Source organism: Pseudomonas sp. SID14000 (genome assembly GCF_002165135.1).
GTDB lineage: Bacteria > Pseudomonadota > Gammaproteobacteria > Pseudomonadales > Pseudomonadaceae > Aquipseudomonas.
In genome coordinates, this window is sequence record NZ_NFZQ01000007.1 from 182,462 (window position 1) to 198,321 (window position 15,860).

Consider the following 15,860-nt stretch of genomic DNA (forward strand, 5'->3'; position numbering starts at 1 on the left):
CATGGTTGCCAGCCTTGGTGGGTTGACTGGATTTCTGAGTTGGCATTGCTGCCGCATCACCTGTCTCAAGCCCTGCACCCAGGCTGGCAACGCCTCTCCCACAGGCATGGCCACGTTGCAACAAATGTGGGAGCGGGCTTGTCCCGCGAAGCGCCGCGCGGGCGGCGCTCGATTTCCGCCCCAGCACAACACCCAAGTCATGCCCCTGCCGGCCCCACCCTAATGCTCAAGCCGGTCGCAATCGCAAGCTCCGCCACAAAGCCGCCGTCATCAGCACACTCACCCCGGCCCACCCCCAGGCCTGCTGGTTCTCCAGCCCTTCCACAAACAACTGCGGCGCCACCCCGGCACCGACGATGAACGCCAGCAACGCCACCTCTGCCCGTCGCGCAGACACTGGCCAAAGTGCAAATACCAGTGCCGGCAACGCCAGCGCTGCGCTGGGGAAGCTGCGGTAGCGCGGGTCGAACACCATCGCCAGCATGCTCACCGCCGCGGCAAAGCCCGCCGCCAGCAACAGCCAGCCGGCCCGCGCCTGCAACCAGGCGTACAGCCGCTCGCGCCAGCCCGCACGCCGCGCCAGGGCTAACATCGCGTGGGCCAGCACCAGCAGGTTCAGCGCCGTCAGCAGCAGCGCCCACAGCCACTCCCCGGCAAAGCGTGCATGGGTACGCATCAGCTCGCCCCAAAGCCCCAGGCAGCCTGCGCCAAACGCCGCCAGCAACGGCAGCAGCAAGGCCGCCATGGTGGTAGCGGGGCGCCCGGCAAGCAGCAGCATCAGCACCATCAGCCCGGCACTGGCCAGCAACCACTGTGGCCAGTAAGGCAGGTTGCTCACCGGCCCTTCGAGTATGCCCTTGTCCTGCCGGTCGGCATCATAAAGCCCCCAGTAACCGCCGACCGCCCCCTCATTGGCGCGCTTCCATGGCTGGTCGAACGCCTCGATCAGGTTGTAGTGCCAGCCGTTGCTTTCGGCCATGGCCACGAACCCACGAATGAAGCGCGCCTCGTTGACCCGGCTGGGCTCTGCGGTCTCGCGCTGGCGGCCTTCGCTGGGCCAGCCTGTTTCTCCGATCAGGATGTCCTTGGGCGCGAAGCGCGTGCCGAATACCCGGCGCACATCGGCAACGTGGGTCAGGGCTTCGTCGATGCCACGCGGGTCGTCTTCCCAGTAAGGCAGCAGGTGGATAGTCAGGAAGTCCACCGATGGTGCTACCTGCGGGTGCTGCAACCAGAATTCCCACACATCGGCGTAGGTTACCGGCACCTTGACCTGGCTTTTCACCCGGGCGATCAGCGTGGCCAGCTGGGCGCCGGTCACCTCCTTGCGTAGCAGCGTCTCGTTGCCGACGATCACCGCGCTGACCACGTCGGGGTTGGCGTTGGCGGCGGCGATCAGCAGGTTGATTTCTTTCTCGGTGTCGGCGGGGTGGGCATTGACCCAGGCCCCCAGCATCACTTTCAGGCCATGCTTGCGCGCCAGCGCCGGAATCGCCTCAAGACCGGTCTGGGAATAGGTACGGATGCACTGGAATCGCTCGGCCAGCAACGCCAGGTCGGCATCCATGCGTGCCGGGCGCAGCCGGAACGGCTGGTCGTAGGGCGACTGGTCCTTGTCGAACGGGGTGTACGAGGCGCATTGCAGCTTGTGTGTCGGGCCGGCCGCGTCGGGCAGTTGCACCGGCTTGCCAAGCCCGTACCAGAGCCCTCCGAGCCCGAGCAGGGCGAGCAGGCAGGCGAGCAGGTACAGCGGAAGCAGCAGGCGGGCAGAACTGGGCATCGGGCGGTCCATCGTCAGGCGCAAAAGGGTAGATAGTAGCCCGGCGCCAAACCTTTGGCATGCAAGGATCGCGCAGGTCGGCGTAGGCCGATGGCGCTAATGGCACAGTGCTGTCGCATATGGGGCGGGTACAGGTCGTAGCTGGAGCAGGTCAAGTATTGTTGCAGGACGATGATGCAAACTCCGAGACCTGACGAGGGGATGCTTTGATGGCTGCTATTACAAAAATGCGACGTTTCCTGGGTGTGGGCACTGCCATGGTACTGGCCATGAGTGCGGCACAGGCAATGGCCAAAGAAGTCAGCATTGGTTACGTTGATGGTTGGGCCGACAGCGTGGCGACCACCAACGTGGCCGCCGAAGTGATCAAGCAGAAACTCGGCTACGACGTGAAGTTGCAGGCCGTCGCCACCGGGATCATGTGGCAGGGCGTGGCAACCGGCAAGCTCGATGCCATGTTGTCGGCCTGGTTGCCGGTGACCCATGGCGAGTACTGGGCCAAGAACAAGGACAATGTGGTCGACTACGGCCCGAACTTCAAGGACGCCAAGATTGGCCTGATCGTCCCCGAATACGTCAAGGCGGTGAGCATCGCCGACCTCAAGACCGATGACACCTTCAAGCAGAAAATCGTCGGCATCGACGCCGGCTCCGGCGTAATGCTCAAGACCGACCAGGCCATCAAGGACTACGACCTGACCGGTTACAAGCTGCAGGCCAGTTCCGGCGCGGCGATGACTGCGGAGCTGGGCCGTGCCTATGCCAAGCAGCAGTCCATTGCGGTCACCGGCTGGGTTCCACACTGGATGTTCGCCAAGTGGAAGCTGAAGTTCCTCGAAGACCCGAAAGGCGTGTATGGCGCCGCGGAAACCGTGAACAGCATCGGCAGCAAGGAACTGGCGACCAAGGCCCCGGAAGTGGCGGAGTTCCTGAAGAAGTTCAACTGGCAATCGAAGGACGAGATTGGCGAGGTGATGCTGGCGATCCAGGAAGGCGCCAAGCCTGAAGCGGCGGCCAAGGACTGGGTGGCCAAGCACCCTGATCGCGTGAAGGAGTGGACTGGCAAGTAACAACCCGTTACGGCCAATTTTGCTGCTTCGCGGGTAAACCCGCTCCTACAGGGATATCCACAGTCTTCAGGCTTGTGCACATCCCTTGTGGGAGCGGGTTTACCCGCGAAGAGGCCATCACTTTGTTACGCAACCGGTAAAACACCGTTGCATCTAAGACTAAGGTCGTCTGGTTGGCGTCCGATAGCCGCATAAAGTAAGGGTCGTGGGTTCCACCCCTATCTGTGCTGCTAGGACAAAAACAATGAACGACAGCATTTACCTCTCGATACAAAACAGCCCCCGCTTCAAGGAGCTGGTCACCAAACGCGAACGGTTCGCCTGGATTCTCTCGGCGATCATGCTCGGCCTGTACTGCGCCTTCATCCTCCTGATCGCCTACGGTCCTCAGATACTGGGCACCAAGCTCAGCCCTGAGTCATCGATTACCTGGGGCATTCCCCTGGGTGTCGGCCTGATCGTCTCGGCATTCGTCCTGACCGCCATCTACGTACGCCGCGCCAACGGCGAATTCGATGAGCTGAACAAGGCCATCCTGAAGGAGGCGCAACAATGATTCGCCATGCCAAAGCCCTGGCCGTACTGGCCTGCGGAGCCTTCGCACCCGCCGTTTGGGCCGCCGATGCCCTGACCGGCGAGGTGCAGAAGCAACCGCTGAACGTCTCTGCGATCGCCATGTTCGTGGCCTTCGTCGCCTTCACTCTTGGCATCACCTACTGGGCCTCCAAGCGCAACAAGTCAGCGTCGGACTACTACGCCGCCGGCGGCAAGATCACCGGCTTCCAGAACGGCCTGGCGATTGCCGGTGACTACATGTCGGCTGCCTCGTTCCTGGGTATTTCCGCACTGGTGTTCACTTCTGGCTATGACGGCCTGATCTACTCGATCGGCTTCCTGGTCGGTTGGCCGATCATCCTCTTCCTGATCGCCGAACGCCTGCGCAACCTGGGCAAGTACACCTTCGCCGACGTGGCCTCGTACCGCCTCGGGCAGAAGGAAATCCGCACCCTGTCGGCTTCCGGCTCGCTGGTGGTGGTGGCGTTCTACCTGATCGCGCAGATGGTCGGTGCCGGCAAGCTGATCGAGCTGCTGTTCGGCCTGGATTACCACGTGGCGGTGATTCTGGTGGGTATCCTGATGTGCCTGTACGTGCTGTTCGGCGGCATGCTGGCCACCACCTGGGTACAGATCATCAAGGCCGTGTTGCTGCTGTCCGGCGCCAGCTTCATGGCGCTGATGGTGATGAAGCATGTGGGCTTCGACTTCAACACCCTGTTCTCCGAAGCGATCAAGGTGCACGCCAAGGGCGAGGCGATCATGAGCCCGGGCGGCCTGGTCAAGGACCCGATCTCGGCATTCTCGCTGGGCCTGGCGCTGATGTTCGGTACCGCCGGCCTGCCGCACATCCTGATGCGCTTCTTCACCGTCAGTGATGCCAAGGAAGCGCGCAAGAGCGTGCTGTACGCCACCGGCTTCATCGGCTACTTCTACATCCTCACCTTCATCATCGGCTTTGGCGCCATCCTGCTGGTCAGCACCAACCCGGACTTCAAGGACGCCGCTGGTGCCCTGCTGGGCGGCAACAACATGGCAGCGGTGCACCTGGCCAACGCCGTGGGTGGCAGCGTGTTCCTCGGCTTCATCTCGGCAGTGGCCTTCGCCACCATCCTGGCGGTGGTTGCCGGCCTGACCCTGGCCGGTGCCTCGGCGGTGTCCCACGACCTGTACGCCAGTGTATGGCGCAAAGGCAAGGCCAACGACAAGGACGAGATCCGCGTGTCGAAGATCACCACCGTCGCCCTGGGCGTGCTGGCGATCGGCCTGGGCATCCTGTTCGAGAAGCAGAACATCGCCTTCATGGTTGGCCTGGCGTTCTCCATTGCCGCCAGCTGCAACTTCCCGGTACTGCTGCTCTCGATGTACTGGAAGAAGCTGACCACCCGCGGCGCCATGATCGGCGGCTGGCTGGGCCTGGTGAGCGCGGTGACGCTGATGATCCTCGGCCCGACCATCTGGGTACAGATCCTCGGCCACGAGAAGCCGATCTACCCGTACGAGTACCCGGCGCTGTTCTCGATGCTGATTTCCTTCATCGGTATCTGGTTCTTCTCGGTCACCGACAAGTCCAAGGCAGCTGAAGACGAACGTGCGCTGTTCTTCCCGCAGTTCGTGCGTTCGCAGACTGGCCTGGGTGCTTCGGGTGCTGTTTCGCACTGATCCAGCACTGACGCTTCAGCAAAACGCCCCGCTTGCCGGGGCGTTTTGCTGTCTGGCACACCCCGGCGGGATGTCGTTGGGAAATTTCAACAATTCGCTCGGAGGGTTCCCGTATTTTCCTTGTGGGTAAATGCGAATAATCCAACCTGTCAACGGCGCTTTGCCTGATTGACTCTCAATCAAAGCTTATGTCTACAGGTTTCCAGGAGATCTATTCGTGAAAGCATTCATGCTGGCACTTCCTTTCGTTGCACTCGTCACCGGCCAGGCCATGGCGGGGGACCCGATCGAGAAACAGGTGCTCATCACTGCCACAGTGCCCACCGCCAACTTCTACGTCGAACCCGTCGGCGGCAACTGGATGAACGACCCGCAGGAAATGGCCTGGAACTCGTTTCAAGGCAACCTGACCCCAGTTCGCAAGCAGTTGCAGGCCAAGAGCACCATCGGCCCGATCACCGCCCACCTGCTGTCGCCGGCCGTAGTCAGCAGCGGCCTGGACGCCATCGACCTGGATGTGAAGATCGGCACCACTGTTCTCACCACCAGTGCTGCACAAATCCTCACCGAAACCGAGGCTGCGCCGGGTGCCATCGTTGACTTCGAAGTCGCCGCGCAGGTTCCGGCCGGTGGCTACAAGCCAGGCAACTATCAAGGCCTGGTCAGCATGATGTTCGAAACTGCCGCGCCCTGATTCGTCCATACGTTTCTTATCCTTTCATCCGTTGTTGCTTACCTTCACCCCTTGGGTCGCGCCGGGGGTGAGGGCGGCGTCTTGCTTGCAGACAGGTCATGGCCTTTTCCTCAACTACAAAGACTTTGCTGCTGACCGCATGCTTTACCGTGCTCCCGGTCGCTGCCCAGGCTTCTGACAATGCGATGGGCGTGGTCAGCCAGGCCCAGGGGCTACCACGGGAGTTTCAAGAACACTTTTTCGATGTGCCGCTGGCGGTGCGGGTGGACCTGGATGGCCGTTACCTGGGTGATGCCATGGTGGTGCTCAGCCGCGACGAGCGCGTTCAACTGCTGGAGTTCACCGACCATTTCGACAGCCGCGAGCCAGAAACCCTGCGCCGCCGCTGGCAGGAGCGCCTGGCTTCCGGTCGCCCTCTGGGCGACTGCAAGCGCGACTGCCCTGATGGCTTGCGCGCTATCCACTACAGCCTGGTCAACTCGCAGCTTTCCTTGCTTACCCATGCCGCCGAGCTGGCCGGTGACGCACCGCGTTACCACGCCTTGCCCGACCAGGGCAGCGGGCTGCTGCTGCGCAACCAGCTGAACCTGGTCAGCGATGGCCGCGATACCAGTGGCCTGTTTTCTCTGGCAGGCCAGGGCAGCCTGGGCAACTGGACTACCCTGGGCGATGCCCAGTTCGACCGTGGCAGCGCGAGCAACCAGCAGACCCGCCACCGGGTCAGCCAGCTGTACGCCGAGCGCCTGCATGATGAACATTTTTTCGCCTGGGCTACTTCACCCCGGGCGTCCAGGGCCTGACCCGGCAGCCGCGGCTGCTCGGGCAGAGCCCCGATACCACGCTTGGCCTGATGTTCGGTAGCAGCGACAGCCTGCTTGTCGACAATGGCCAGCCCAGCTCGACACCTATTTACGTCACCCCCAACCGCCCCGGCGTGGTGGAGATCTACCGCAACGGCTCGCTGATCAACAGCCAGCCGGTGCAGCCCGGCTTGCAGGCCCTGGACACTCGCGTGTTGCCAGGCGGCATCTATCAGGTCGAAGTGCGCCTGCTGGAAGACGGCCAGGAAACCGCACGCACCGAAGAGTTCGTCTACAAGCCCAACAGCTGGCGCAACCCCGACAGCCGCTGGCGCTACAACCTGTACCTCGGCCAGCAGGCCAGCCTGCTGAGCAACTGGGACGAGAACCATGCCGACAGCCTCAGCGCCGGTGTCATTGCCAACTACCTGCTGCACCCGCGTGCAATCCTCGGTCTGTCCGTGCAGCAGGTGGACGAAGCCATGCAGTACGGCACGTCGCTGGACTGGGACGTGCTCGACCGCCTCAAGTTCTACGGCAACCTCTACCGCACCGAAGACCAGGGCGATGGCTACGACCTGCAGGTGATCCACAACCATGATCTGGGCTCGCTGGTGTTCAGCCACAGCCGTTCATGGCTGGAAACCGTCAGCCGCCCGACCCATAGCCAGTTCGTGCGCTACGAAGAACAGAGCCAGACCTCCATGTTGTTGACCCACCGCCTGAACAACCGCAGTACCGCCACCATTCGGCTGGCCCACAGCTCGGGTGCCGCTGACGGCGTCGGCATCGACCTGGGCTGGTCGTACTACGGCAAGTTGCTGGGTTCCGATGCCAACTGGCGCCTGAGCCTGTTCGACCGCCCCGGCACCCGCAGCAGTGGCGACACGCGCAGCCGTGGCGTCAACCTGACCGTGAGCATGAGCCTGGGTGGCCCCGGCGAGCGCATTGCCGCCAGCATCGGCAGCCGCACTTCCCATGATGGCGGGCGTGACCAGAATGCCTCGTTGTCCTACCAGCGCGACGTCGACCTGGGTGCTGTGCGCAGCCTTGGCGGTACCGTGACGGCGGACCGTTATGGCGCCGGTTTCGGTGGCGATGCCCAGTTCCAGAACGAGGTGCTGTATGGCGACGCCTATGCGCAGAGCTCGTCCTACAACGGTGAGATCAGCGCCGGCCTCAACCTGCAGAGCATCGTCGCGGTGGGCGAGGGCAAGGTGGCCATGACCGGCCAGTACCTGCCCCACGAGGCCGGGCTAATCGTTGATGTCGAGAGCGACATCGACGGCCTGGCGCTGCGTGCCGACGACCAGTACGGGCAGAGCGCCACGCTGCACCCCGGTCGCAATGTGATCCCGGTGGGGGCCTACAAATCCGGTTATGTGCAGTTCGATCTGGATGGCGACAACGAAGCGGCGGCGGTGATCCAGCCGACCAGCTTCGACTACCACCTCAATCGTGGGGGCGTGGGTTATCGCAAGCTGCGGGTGATGCGCACGGTGACCGTGCTGGGGCGGGTGCTGGATCGTCATGGCGCGCCGCTGTCAGGGGTGCAGGTGGTTAACCATGCCAGCCGCAGTGTCAGCGAGGCGGGAGGGCATTTTGCCGTGGAGATGAGCGAGTCGACGCCGACCCTGGAAGTGCGCAAGGGAGGGCAGGCGCTGTGCCTGCTTGAACTGGCGCTGACGCAACTCGAACGCGAGGGCGATGTACTGCTGGCAGGCGACCTGACCTGTGAGCCGGGCAAAATCGCTCAGATCGGGGCGGTGAAAATGGAGGACAAGGGTTGAGTGAGTACCTGAACAACAGAGGGGCTTCCCGACTGTCCTGGGGGTTATGGCTGTTGCTTGGCCTGGCCACGGCCGGGCGAGAGGCTGCCGCCCTGGAGGCGCTCGTCAGCGCTGAATACCTGGGGGATGCTGCGGGGCGCTTCGTGAATACCACCCCGCTGGCTGCTTACTGCCAGCGCTGGTCTGCAGACTGCCGGGAAATGCGTGCCATGCAGCTTCCCATCACTTATGACAGGACGACAATCAAGAACAGCGGCGATGTACGTGACCATTTCTACGTTCAGTTGCCTTCAGCTCGAACGGTGGACGTGTTCAACAGTGCTACCGGAGAGTCCTATCGCCTGAACTTCGAGTTTCTTGGCGTCAGTCAACAGGTTCAGGGCACGCCCGAATTACGTGTCAATCCTGTGTGGACACAATTCATCAAAGGAGGCTGTACGTATCGGCGGACATTCGGTTATGCCGCCCGCCCTTATGCCACGCATTACCTATGGCTGGTACGCGACCCGAATTCACCTACCGGTTGCCAATCCATTCATGATGCGATGTCTAGCGGGTATACGGTCAAGACTTCGGTCAGCAATATGGGGATCGCATATCGGCTGACCATGCCCGAACCCAGTCGAATGAAGCCCGGTTTTTATACCGGTAGCCTGACCTATAGCATCGGGCCAGGTGGCGACTTCGACTTCGGCAATGGTGTCAGTGCTCTGAATGGCAATAGCCTCACATTGAACTTTGAACTCGATGTGCAGCATGCCTTTGTCTTTGAGTTTCCACCTGGGTCGGAGCGGGCCGTGCTGGAGCCGCCGGGTGGGTGGAGTGCATGGCTGGGAGGCAGGGGAACGCCCCAGCGGTTGCAGCGGGACGTTCCGTTTCGGCTCTGGTCCACGGGCCCGTTCAAGGTCTACAAGCTTTGCCAGCAATACCAGGGCAGTGAGTGCACCATCCGCAGTAGCGACAACCATAGCGTGCCAGTCTCCATTGCCCTGAGCCTGCCGGGGGGCATTCAGCATCAGGGCAAGCCGGTACAGAGGCTGGAACTGCCGAGCGGCCGTGCTGCGGCATTGGCGTTCGATTCGGTGACACCGGTACTCAACCGCCCCGGGCAGTTGCATTTCACCGTGGGCCCGGAGGATGTCAAGGCCATGCTGGGCCATCCGGGCAGCCGCTATGAGGGCCTGGTGACGGTGGTGTTTGACTCGGAGCTATGACCGGCAGCTTGTCTCTAGGAAGTTTCCTCAAACGATAGGGAAATTTCCTGCAGTTTGAGTACGAACAAAAGACCACAATCGATCCATTGATGCTGATTGGCTATCAAGGGTTTTCTGCTATGAGGATTCTGTCGTGAAACCACTTCGCTATTTCTGCCTGGCTTTGACGCTGTTGCCGTGCATGGCCCATGCAGCGCCGGAGCTCAACGTCGGCGGGCTCTATGATTACCTGGAGGAAGGCAGGAGCACCTTGCTCAAGCGCGTGCGCAATGGCGGTGATTCCACTGCCTTCGTCAAGGTCAGCGTGGTCGAGTTGGTGTATGACGGCAGCGCGGCCCCCCGCGAAGTGCCCCTCGACGGCCTGGCGCTGGAGCAGCGGGGCCTGATAGTCAGCCCGGCACGTCTGATCGTTCCGGCGCGTGGTATGCAGGCAGTGCGCCTGTTGTACCGCGGCGAGCGTGACAAGGAGCGCTACTACCGCCTGCGTTTCATCCCGGTGTTGCCGGAGCTGGGTGACGGCTTTGCCGTCAGCGAAGCCGAAGCCGAGCAGTACCGCGACAGCCTCAAGGCTGGCGTCAACCTGCTGGCCGGCTACGGCACGCTGCTGTTCGTGCGCCCCGACCAGACCCGCTACGAAACGCCGATCCGTCGCCAGGGCGGTGCGTTGACCGTGACCAACCAGGGCAACGCTACCGTGGTGCTCGACCACTTCCGCCAATGCCAGGCCCAGGACCAGGTATGCGAGCCGGCCACCAAGCACCATCTGCTACCCGGGCGCACCCGCAGGTTCGACGGCCAGGCCGCCAAGGTGCACCAGTTCGAACTGCAGGAAGGGACCGAGCGCAAGGCCATGGTACTGGAAGGATGAGTCCCTCTGCAGCAACGTATCAGCCAGGCGAGGTGGGCGATGCATAGCGCACTGGTCGTCGACGACCACCCCTTCATCCGCTCCACGGTTTGCATGCTGTTGCGCCAGGAGCGCCTGCGGGTCATCGGCCAGACCGACAACGGTATCGATGCGGTGCGCATGGCGCGCGAGCTGGCTCCCGATATCATCATCCTCGACATCAGCCTGCCTGGGCTCGACGGCATGGAAGTGATCGCCCGGGTCAAGCGCCTCGAACGCCCGGTCAAGACCCTGGTGCTGACCTCGCACCTGGCCGAAGCCTATTCCCTGCGCTGCATGCAGGCCGGGGCTGCCGGTTTCGTATCCAAGACCAACGACCTGGGCGAACTGAACAAGGCGGTACGTGCAGTGCTGTCCGGGTTCACCTACTTCCCCGATGTGGTCATGAGTTCGGTGCACAGCCACGAACTGCATGCCACCGACGCCCAGCGCATTGCCAGCCTCAGCGATCGCGAGCTGATGATTCTGCAGCACCTGGCCCGCGGCCTGAGCAACAAGGCGGTCGGCGAGGCCATGCTGCTGAGCAACAAGACCGTCAGCACCTACAAGGGGCGCCTGCTGGAAAAGCTGCGCCTGAACTCGCTGATCGACCTGGCGGATTTCGCTCGTCGCAACCAGCTGATCTGAACCGTGCGTGCAATCTGGCTGCTGTTGTTGTGTTGTGTATTTCCCCTGCCGGGCCTGGCTGTACCTGTGTTCCATGGCCGCGCTACCTTCGAAGGACCACGTGCGGAGCCGGCCGGCAGTGACCTGCGCTGGCTGTGGCAGCAACGGGTGTTACGCCTTGGGGTACTGGGCAGCGACCAGCCGCCGCTGGATGTGCTCGGTAACGGGCGTGCCTACGAAGGCATCACGGCCGATTACGCGGGGCTGGTGGCCGAACACCTGCACCTGGACATGCAGGTACAGGTGTTCGACTCGTTCGAGGCGGCGGTCGCAGCGTTGCACGAGGGCAGGGTCGACATGCTCGGCTCGGTCAGCACTCAGCAGGCGCAGCAGGCCGGCTTGCACCTGTCGTCACCCTACGCCGAGGACCTCCCCTTGCTGCTGGCCCAGGAGCGCAAGGTCGGCATCATGGGCACCGAGCCGCTGCGGCTGGTGATGGTGGACGGTTACCGCACAGCGGAGCAGGTCGGCCAGTACTACCCGCAGGCCAGCCTTCAGTTGCATCCCACCGCGTTCAGTGCCTTGGCCGCGCTGTCCCTCGGCCAGGCCGACCTGTACCTGGGCAATGCGTTGGTCGCACGTTACGTACAGGGGCGCAGCCCATTCAGCGGTGTGGAGGAGATCGGCCATGCGGCCTTGCCGCGCCAGGGCATCGGCTTTGCCATGCTCGACAACGCTACGCCCCTGCCGCGGCTGGTGGACACGGTGCTGGCGGGTATCAGTGCGAACCAGCGTGCACGCATACAGGCACGCTGGAGCCCGCTGGCGAGCGGCGCGCGCTCGGGCCAGGCGGTGCACTTGAGCGAGGCCCAGCAGCGCTGGCTGGCTGCCAACCCGAAGGTGCGGGTATTGGTGGACGAGCAAGTGCTGCCGCTGAGCTACCGCGACAGCAAGGGCCAGTTGCACGGCCTTACCCTCGATGTGCTGCAACTGATCACCCGGCGCACCGGCCTTGAGTTCGACGTGCAGTCAGGGGCAGGCGTGGAGCAGATGATCGGCCAGGTAACCCAGGGCAAGGCGCAGCTGATTGCCGGGCTGCCCTACAGTGACAGCCTGGCGCAGCGGCTGGGCTTCAGCCGTGCCTATCTCAGTGCTTCGCGGGTATTGGTCAGCCGCACGGGCGCCCAGGCGCCGGCCAGCCTTGAGCAACTGGCCGGGCGGCAGGTTGCGCTGGTCTGGGGCAGTGCAATGGTCGAACTGCTGCGGGAACGATATCCGCAGGTGCGCCAGCGCTTGCTGCATGGCCCCCTGGAGGCCCTGCACGCGGTTGCCGATGGTCGGGTGGACGCGGCATTGCTGACCCTTGACGACGCTCGGCCACTGGTCGCCCGCTGGTACCCCGGGCAGTTGCAGGTCAGTGCCAGCCTGGCTCTGCCGCCAGCGCACTTCGCCCTGGCCGGGGCCCGGGGCGCCAGCGAGCTGCTGGGCATCATCGACAGCGCCTTGCTCAGCCTTGCACCACACGAAACCAATGCGCTGGTGCGCCGTTGGCGCAATCCGATGATCGTTCCCGACGGCGCATGGCCGCGCTTGCGCAGCAAAGTCCTGATCGGCTTCGGCATTGCCCTGTGCCTGCTGCTGATGGCCTTGTTGTGGATTCGCTACCTGGGCCGCCTGCAGGTGCGGTTGCGGCGGGCCAAGCGTGCGGCAGATGCGGCCAACCAGGCCAAGACCGAATTCCTCGCCACCGTCAGCCACGAGATCCGCACGCCGCTGCATGCGGTGCTGGGCATGCTTGAGCTGGCCCAGCGCAAGGCCGCCCAAGGTGTGCTCGACCGCCTGGCCATCGAGGTGGCCACCGAGGCAGCACGCGGGTTGAAAGAGCTGATTGGCGACATACTCGACATCACCCGCATCGAAACGGGCCATCTGCAGCTTTCGCCACAACGGGTACGAGTGAGCGAGCTGGTCGGGCGGGTGGTGCAACTGTTCGAACAGCTGGCCCGTGGCAAAGGCCTGGAGTTGCAGATGCAACTGAGCGGGGCAGTCGGGGCCGAGGTCATGCTCGACCCCCTGCGTTTCAAGCAGGTGCTGGCCAACCTGCTGAGCAACGCGATCAAGTTCACCCAGCGCGGACGCATCGTGGTCAGCCTGCAGGCGGCTCCGCTAGACGGGCAGCTCGATGTCGTGCTGCGGGTCAAGGATAGCGGCGTGGGTATCGCCGCCAGCGAGCTGGCGGCACTCGGCGAGCCGTTCAGGCAGGCCAGCAACCACCGCCAGTCGCCACGTGCCAGCACGGGGCTGGGCTTGAATATCAGCCGCAGCTTGTGCCAGTTGATGGGGGGCAGCTTGCAGCTGCGCAGCACGCTAGGGGAGGGCACCGAGGTGCAGGTGCAGCTCAAGTTGCCGTTGTTGCCGGGCGCGGGAGCGCCACCTGGCACATCGTTTTTGCCGGAGGTCGAACCTGGCGCGCGGCTGCGGGTACTGGTGGTGGACGACTACCCGGCCAACCGCTTGCTGTTGGCGCAGCAGCTGGATTATCTCGGGCACCAGGCCCGGGTGGCGGAAGATGGCGCGCAAGCCTTGCGCCTGTGGCTGAAGGAGCATTTCGATGTGGTCATCAGTGACTGCAACATGCCGAGGCTGGACGGCGACGGACTGGCTCGCGCCATCCGCGAGCACGAGCGCCGCAGCGGGCGCCCGCGCTGTCGGCTGATCGGCCTGACCGCCAGCGCCCAGGAGGTCGATCGCAGGCGCAGCTGCGAGGCAGGGATGGATGATTGCCTGTTCAAGCCCCTGGACCTCGACAGCCTCACCCAGGCCCTGATCAGCGCCCGGCCAGTGGCGGAACCCGATGACGGCAGTAGCCTGCTCGACCTGCAGCACCTGAGGCACCTGGTAGGCAACGACGAAGCTGCGTTGAAGGCGCTGCTGGGCGACCTGCGTGCCAGCAACCGTGAAGACCTGCAGCGCCTGGAAAACCTCGGCGATACGCCTGAGGCTATCGTCGGCCTGGCTCATCGGGTAAAGGGCGGCGCCCGTATTGTGCGCGCCGATGCGTTGGTTGCCCTGTGCGAGCAGGTCGAACGCTGTTGCCACGCCCAGCCGCTGGAGCGCGCTGCGCTCAGCCAAGCGGTGCGTGCCATGGGCGACGCCATGCGGCGCCTCGAACGGCAGCTGGCGCGCCAGGCCGGGCTGGGCGTGGCGGGGTCATATCATGCCGAGCAACAACAACACCAACAGGATCACCAGTACCACGCCGATGATGCCGGACGGACCATAGCCCCAGCTGCGCGAGTGCGGGAAGACCGGTAAGCCACCAATCAGCAGAAGGATCAGGATGATGATGAGGATCGTGGTCATGACGGAGTCCTTGCGTGGTTGAGGGTCAAGGGCCTCGGACTGCTGGCCTCTTGTAAGTAAGGACCGGTGGTGATTGCCAAAGATTCCATTTGTGTGGTGCCTGTACCGGCCTCTTCGCAGCACAAGGCTGCTCCTACAGCTGTGTGCGGTCCCTGTAGGAGCAGCCTTGTGCTGCGAAGAGGCCGGTACAGGCCAACCACACAGTCATGCCCGTCCATTCACTAGCCTGATGAACCCTGCCAGTCCCCCTGGCCTTGATTAGACTCGTTGCACAACCCATCAGAACAAGGCCAGCCACAATGCAAAACCGCATCATGATTACCGGCGCCGGGTCCGGCCTCGGTCGCGAGATCGCCCTGCGCTGGGCGCGTGAGGGCTGGCGCCTGGCGCTGGCCGATGTCAACGAAACCGGCCTGCGCGAAACCCTGGAGCTGGTCCGCGCGGTCGGTGGCGAGGGCTTCGTCCAGCGCTGCGACGTGCGCGACTACAGCCAGCTCACCGCCCTGGCCCAGACCTGCGTCGAGCAGTTCGGCGGCATCGACGTGATCGTCAACAACGCTGGTGTCGCCTCGGGCGGGTTCTTCGCCGAATTGTCGCTGGAGGACTGGGACTGGCAGATCGCGGTCAACCTGATGGGCGTGGTCAAGGGCTGCAAGGCCTTCCTGCCGCTGCTAGAGCGCAGCAAGGGGCGGATCATCAACATTGCCTCGATGGCCGCGCTGATGCAGGGCCCGGGCATGAGCAACTACAACGTGGCCAAGGCCGGCGTGCTGGCCCTGTCGGAAAGCCTGCTGGTGGAACTGCGCCAGCTGGAGGTGGCGGTGCATGTGGTGTGCCCTTCGTTCTTCCAGACCAACCTGCTGGACTCGTTCCGCGGGCCGAATCCGGCGATGAAGGCGCAGGTTGGCAAGCTGCTGGAGGGCTCGCCTATCAATGCGACGGAAATCGCCGAGTACATCCACCAGCAGGTTGCCGCTGGTGAGTTCCTGATCCTGCCCCATGAGGCCGGGCGCCAGGCCTGGCAACTGAAGCGTCAGGCCCCCGAGCGGCTGTATGACGAGATGGCTGAAATGGCGGTGAAAATGCGGGCCAAGGCTCAGTCGCGATGATTCGTCTGTAGGGAAAATTACCTAGAAATGTAGGGAGCCTCTGAATCACGGTTGAGCTATTGAGTAGCCGAATGCCATCAGGGCAGGCTGCGGTTTTCCCTTTCGCTGGAGGATCGGAGCATGTTGGTAATAGGGCGCCAAGTAGGGGAGGTTATCGTGATTGGTGATGACATACGGGTCATGGTGGTGGAGACGCGGGAGGGGGTGGTGCGCTTTGGCGTGGATGCCCCGCGCGAGGTGCCGGTGCATCGGGCCGAGGTGTACAAGCGCATCAAGGAGGGGCAGCAGGCTAAAGCCCGCGGGGTTTGAT

The 15,860-nt window shown here is 63.4% G+C and carries 13 protein-coding genes and 1 pseudogene; 12 read left to right on the forward strand and 2 right to left on the reverse strand.

Annotation, left to right across the window (positions count from 1 at the left end):
• Positions 1–226 precede the first annotated feature (226 nt).
• Complete coding sequence (locus CAY82_RS12725) at positions 227–1,792, reverse strand: beta (1-6) glucans synthase (protein ID WP_087501512.1); 1,566 nt, start codon at positions 1,790–1,792, stop codon at positions 227–229.
• Positions 1,793–1,989: 197 nt separating this feature from the next.
• On the opposite strand from CAY82_RS12725, the gene CAY82_RS12730 reads away from it, so the two are divergent.
• From CAY82_RS12730 to CAY82_RS27060, 10 genes and pseudogenes are all read left to right on the forward strand, one after another.
• Entirely contained in the window at positions 1,990–2,850 is an 861-nt protein-coding gene (locus CAY82_RS12730; RefSeq protein WP_087501513.1) for a glycine betaine ABC transporter substrate-binding protein, read from the forward strand.
• 244 nt (positions 2,851–3,094) lie between these two features.
• Positions 3,095–3,406, forward strand: a complete 312-nt coding sequence (locus CAY82_RS12735; RefSeq protein WP_003260090.1) for a DUF485 domain-containing protein — start codon at positions 3,095–3,097, stop codon at positions 3,404–3,406.
• Positions 3,403–5,067 carry a cation acetate symporter gene (locus tag CAY82_RS12740; RefSeq protein WP_087501514.1) on the forward strand — a complete coding sequence of 555 codons (1,665 nt, stop codon included), beginning with the start codon at positions 3,403–3,405 and terminating at the stop codon, positions 5,065–5,067. The genes CAY82_RS12735 and CAY82_RS12740 overlap by 4 nt, the downstream gene beginning before the upstream one ends.
• A gap of 217 nt (positions 5,068–5,284) precedes the next feature.
• Complete coding sequence (locus CAY82_RS12745; protein ID WP_087501515.1) at positions 5,285–5,761, forward strand: CS1 type fimbrial major subunit; 477 nt, start codon at positions 5,285–5,287, stop codon at positions 5,759–5,761.
• Positions 5,762–5,910: 149 nt separating this feature from the next.
• Positions 5,911–6,561 carry a hypothetical protein gene (locus CAY82_RS27245; protein ID WP_306460813.1) on the forward strand — a complete coding sequence of 217 codons (651 nt, stop codon included), beginning with the start codon at positions 5,911–5,913 and terminating at the stop codon, positions 6,559–6,561.
• Between the two features lie 50 nt (positions 6,562–6,611).
• Positions 6,612–8,351 carry a TcfC E-set like domain-containing protein gene (locus tag CAY82_RS12750; RefSeq protein ID WP_306460814.1) on the forward strand — a complete coding sequence of 580 codons (1,740 nt, stop codon included), beginning with the start codon at positions 6,612–6,614 and terminating at the stop codon, positions 8,349–8,351.
• Positions 8,348–9,565: a hypothetical protein gene (locus CAY82_RS26695; protein WP_170931067.1), complete on the forward strand. Its 1,218-nt coding sequence runs from the start codon at positions 8,348–8,350 to the stop codon at positions 9,563–9,565. Before CAY82_RS12750 ends, CAY82_RS26695 begins: the two co-directional genes overlap by 4 nt.
• A 181-nt stretch (positions 9,566–9,746) precedes the next feature.
• A complete protein-coding gene (locus CAY82_RS12760; protein WP_087501613.1) occupies positions 9,747–10,433 on the forward strand; it encodes a pilus assembly protein in 687 nt (228 codons plus the stop codon).
• Between the two features lie 39 nt (positions 10,434–10,472).
• Positions 10,473–11,099 carry a response regulator transcription factor gene (locus tag CAY82_RS12765; RefSeq protein WP_087501516.1) on the forward strand — a complete coding sequence of 209 codons (627 nt, stop codon included), beginning with the start codon at positions 10,473–10,475 and terminating at the stop codon, positions 11,097–11,099.
• A gap of 192 nt (positions 11,100–11,291) precedes the next feature.
• Positions 11,292–14,186, forward strand: a pseudogene (locus CAY82_RS27060) (transporter substrate-binding domain-containing protein); the annotation flags it as partial.
• 102 nt (positions 14,187–14,288) lie between these two features.
• Here the strand turns inward: CAY82_RS27060 and CAY82_RS12775 are convergent.
• Positions 14,289–14,441: a DUF3309 family protein gene (locus CAY82_RS12775; protein ID WP_003252624.1), complete on the reverse strand. Its 153-nt coding sequence runs from the start codon at positions 14,439–14,441 to the stop codon at positions 14,289–14,291.
• A gap of 299 nt (positions 14,442–14,740) precedes the next feature.
• Between CAY82_RS12775 and CAY82_RS12780 the strand changes: the two genes are divergently transcribed.
• Both CAY82_RS12780 and csrA read left to right on the forward strand, forming a co-directional pair.
• Entirely contained in the window at positions 14,741–15,550 is an 810-nt protein-coding gene (locus CAY82_RS12780; RefSeq protein ID WP_087501518.1) for an SDR family oxidoreductase, read from the forward strand.
• A gap of 120 nt (positions 15,551–15,670) precedes the next feature.
• Positions 15,671–15,859 carry a carbon storage regulator CsrA gene (gene csrA / locus CAY82_RS12785; protein ID WP_087501519.1) on the forward strand — a complete coding sequence of 63 codons (189 nt, stop codon included), beginning with the start codon at positions 15,671–15,673 and terminating at the stop codon, positions 15,857–15,859.
• Position 15,860: the final 1 nt, after the last annotated feature.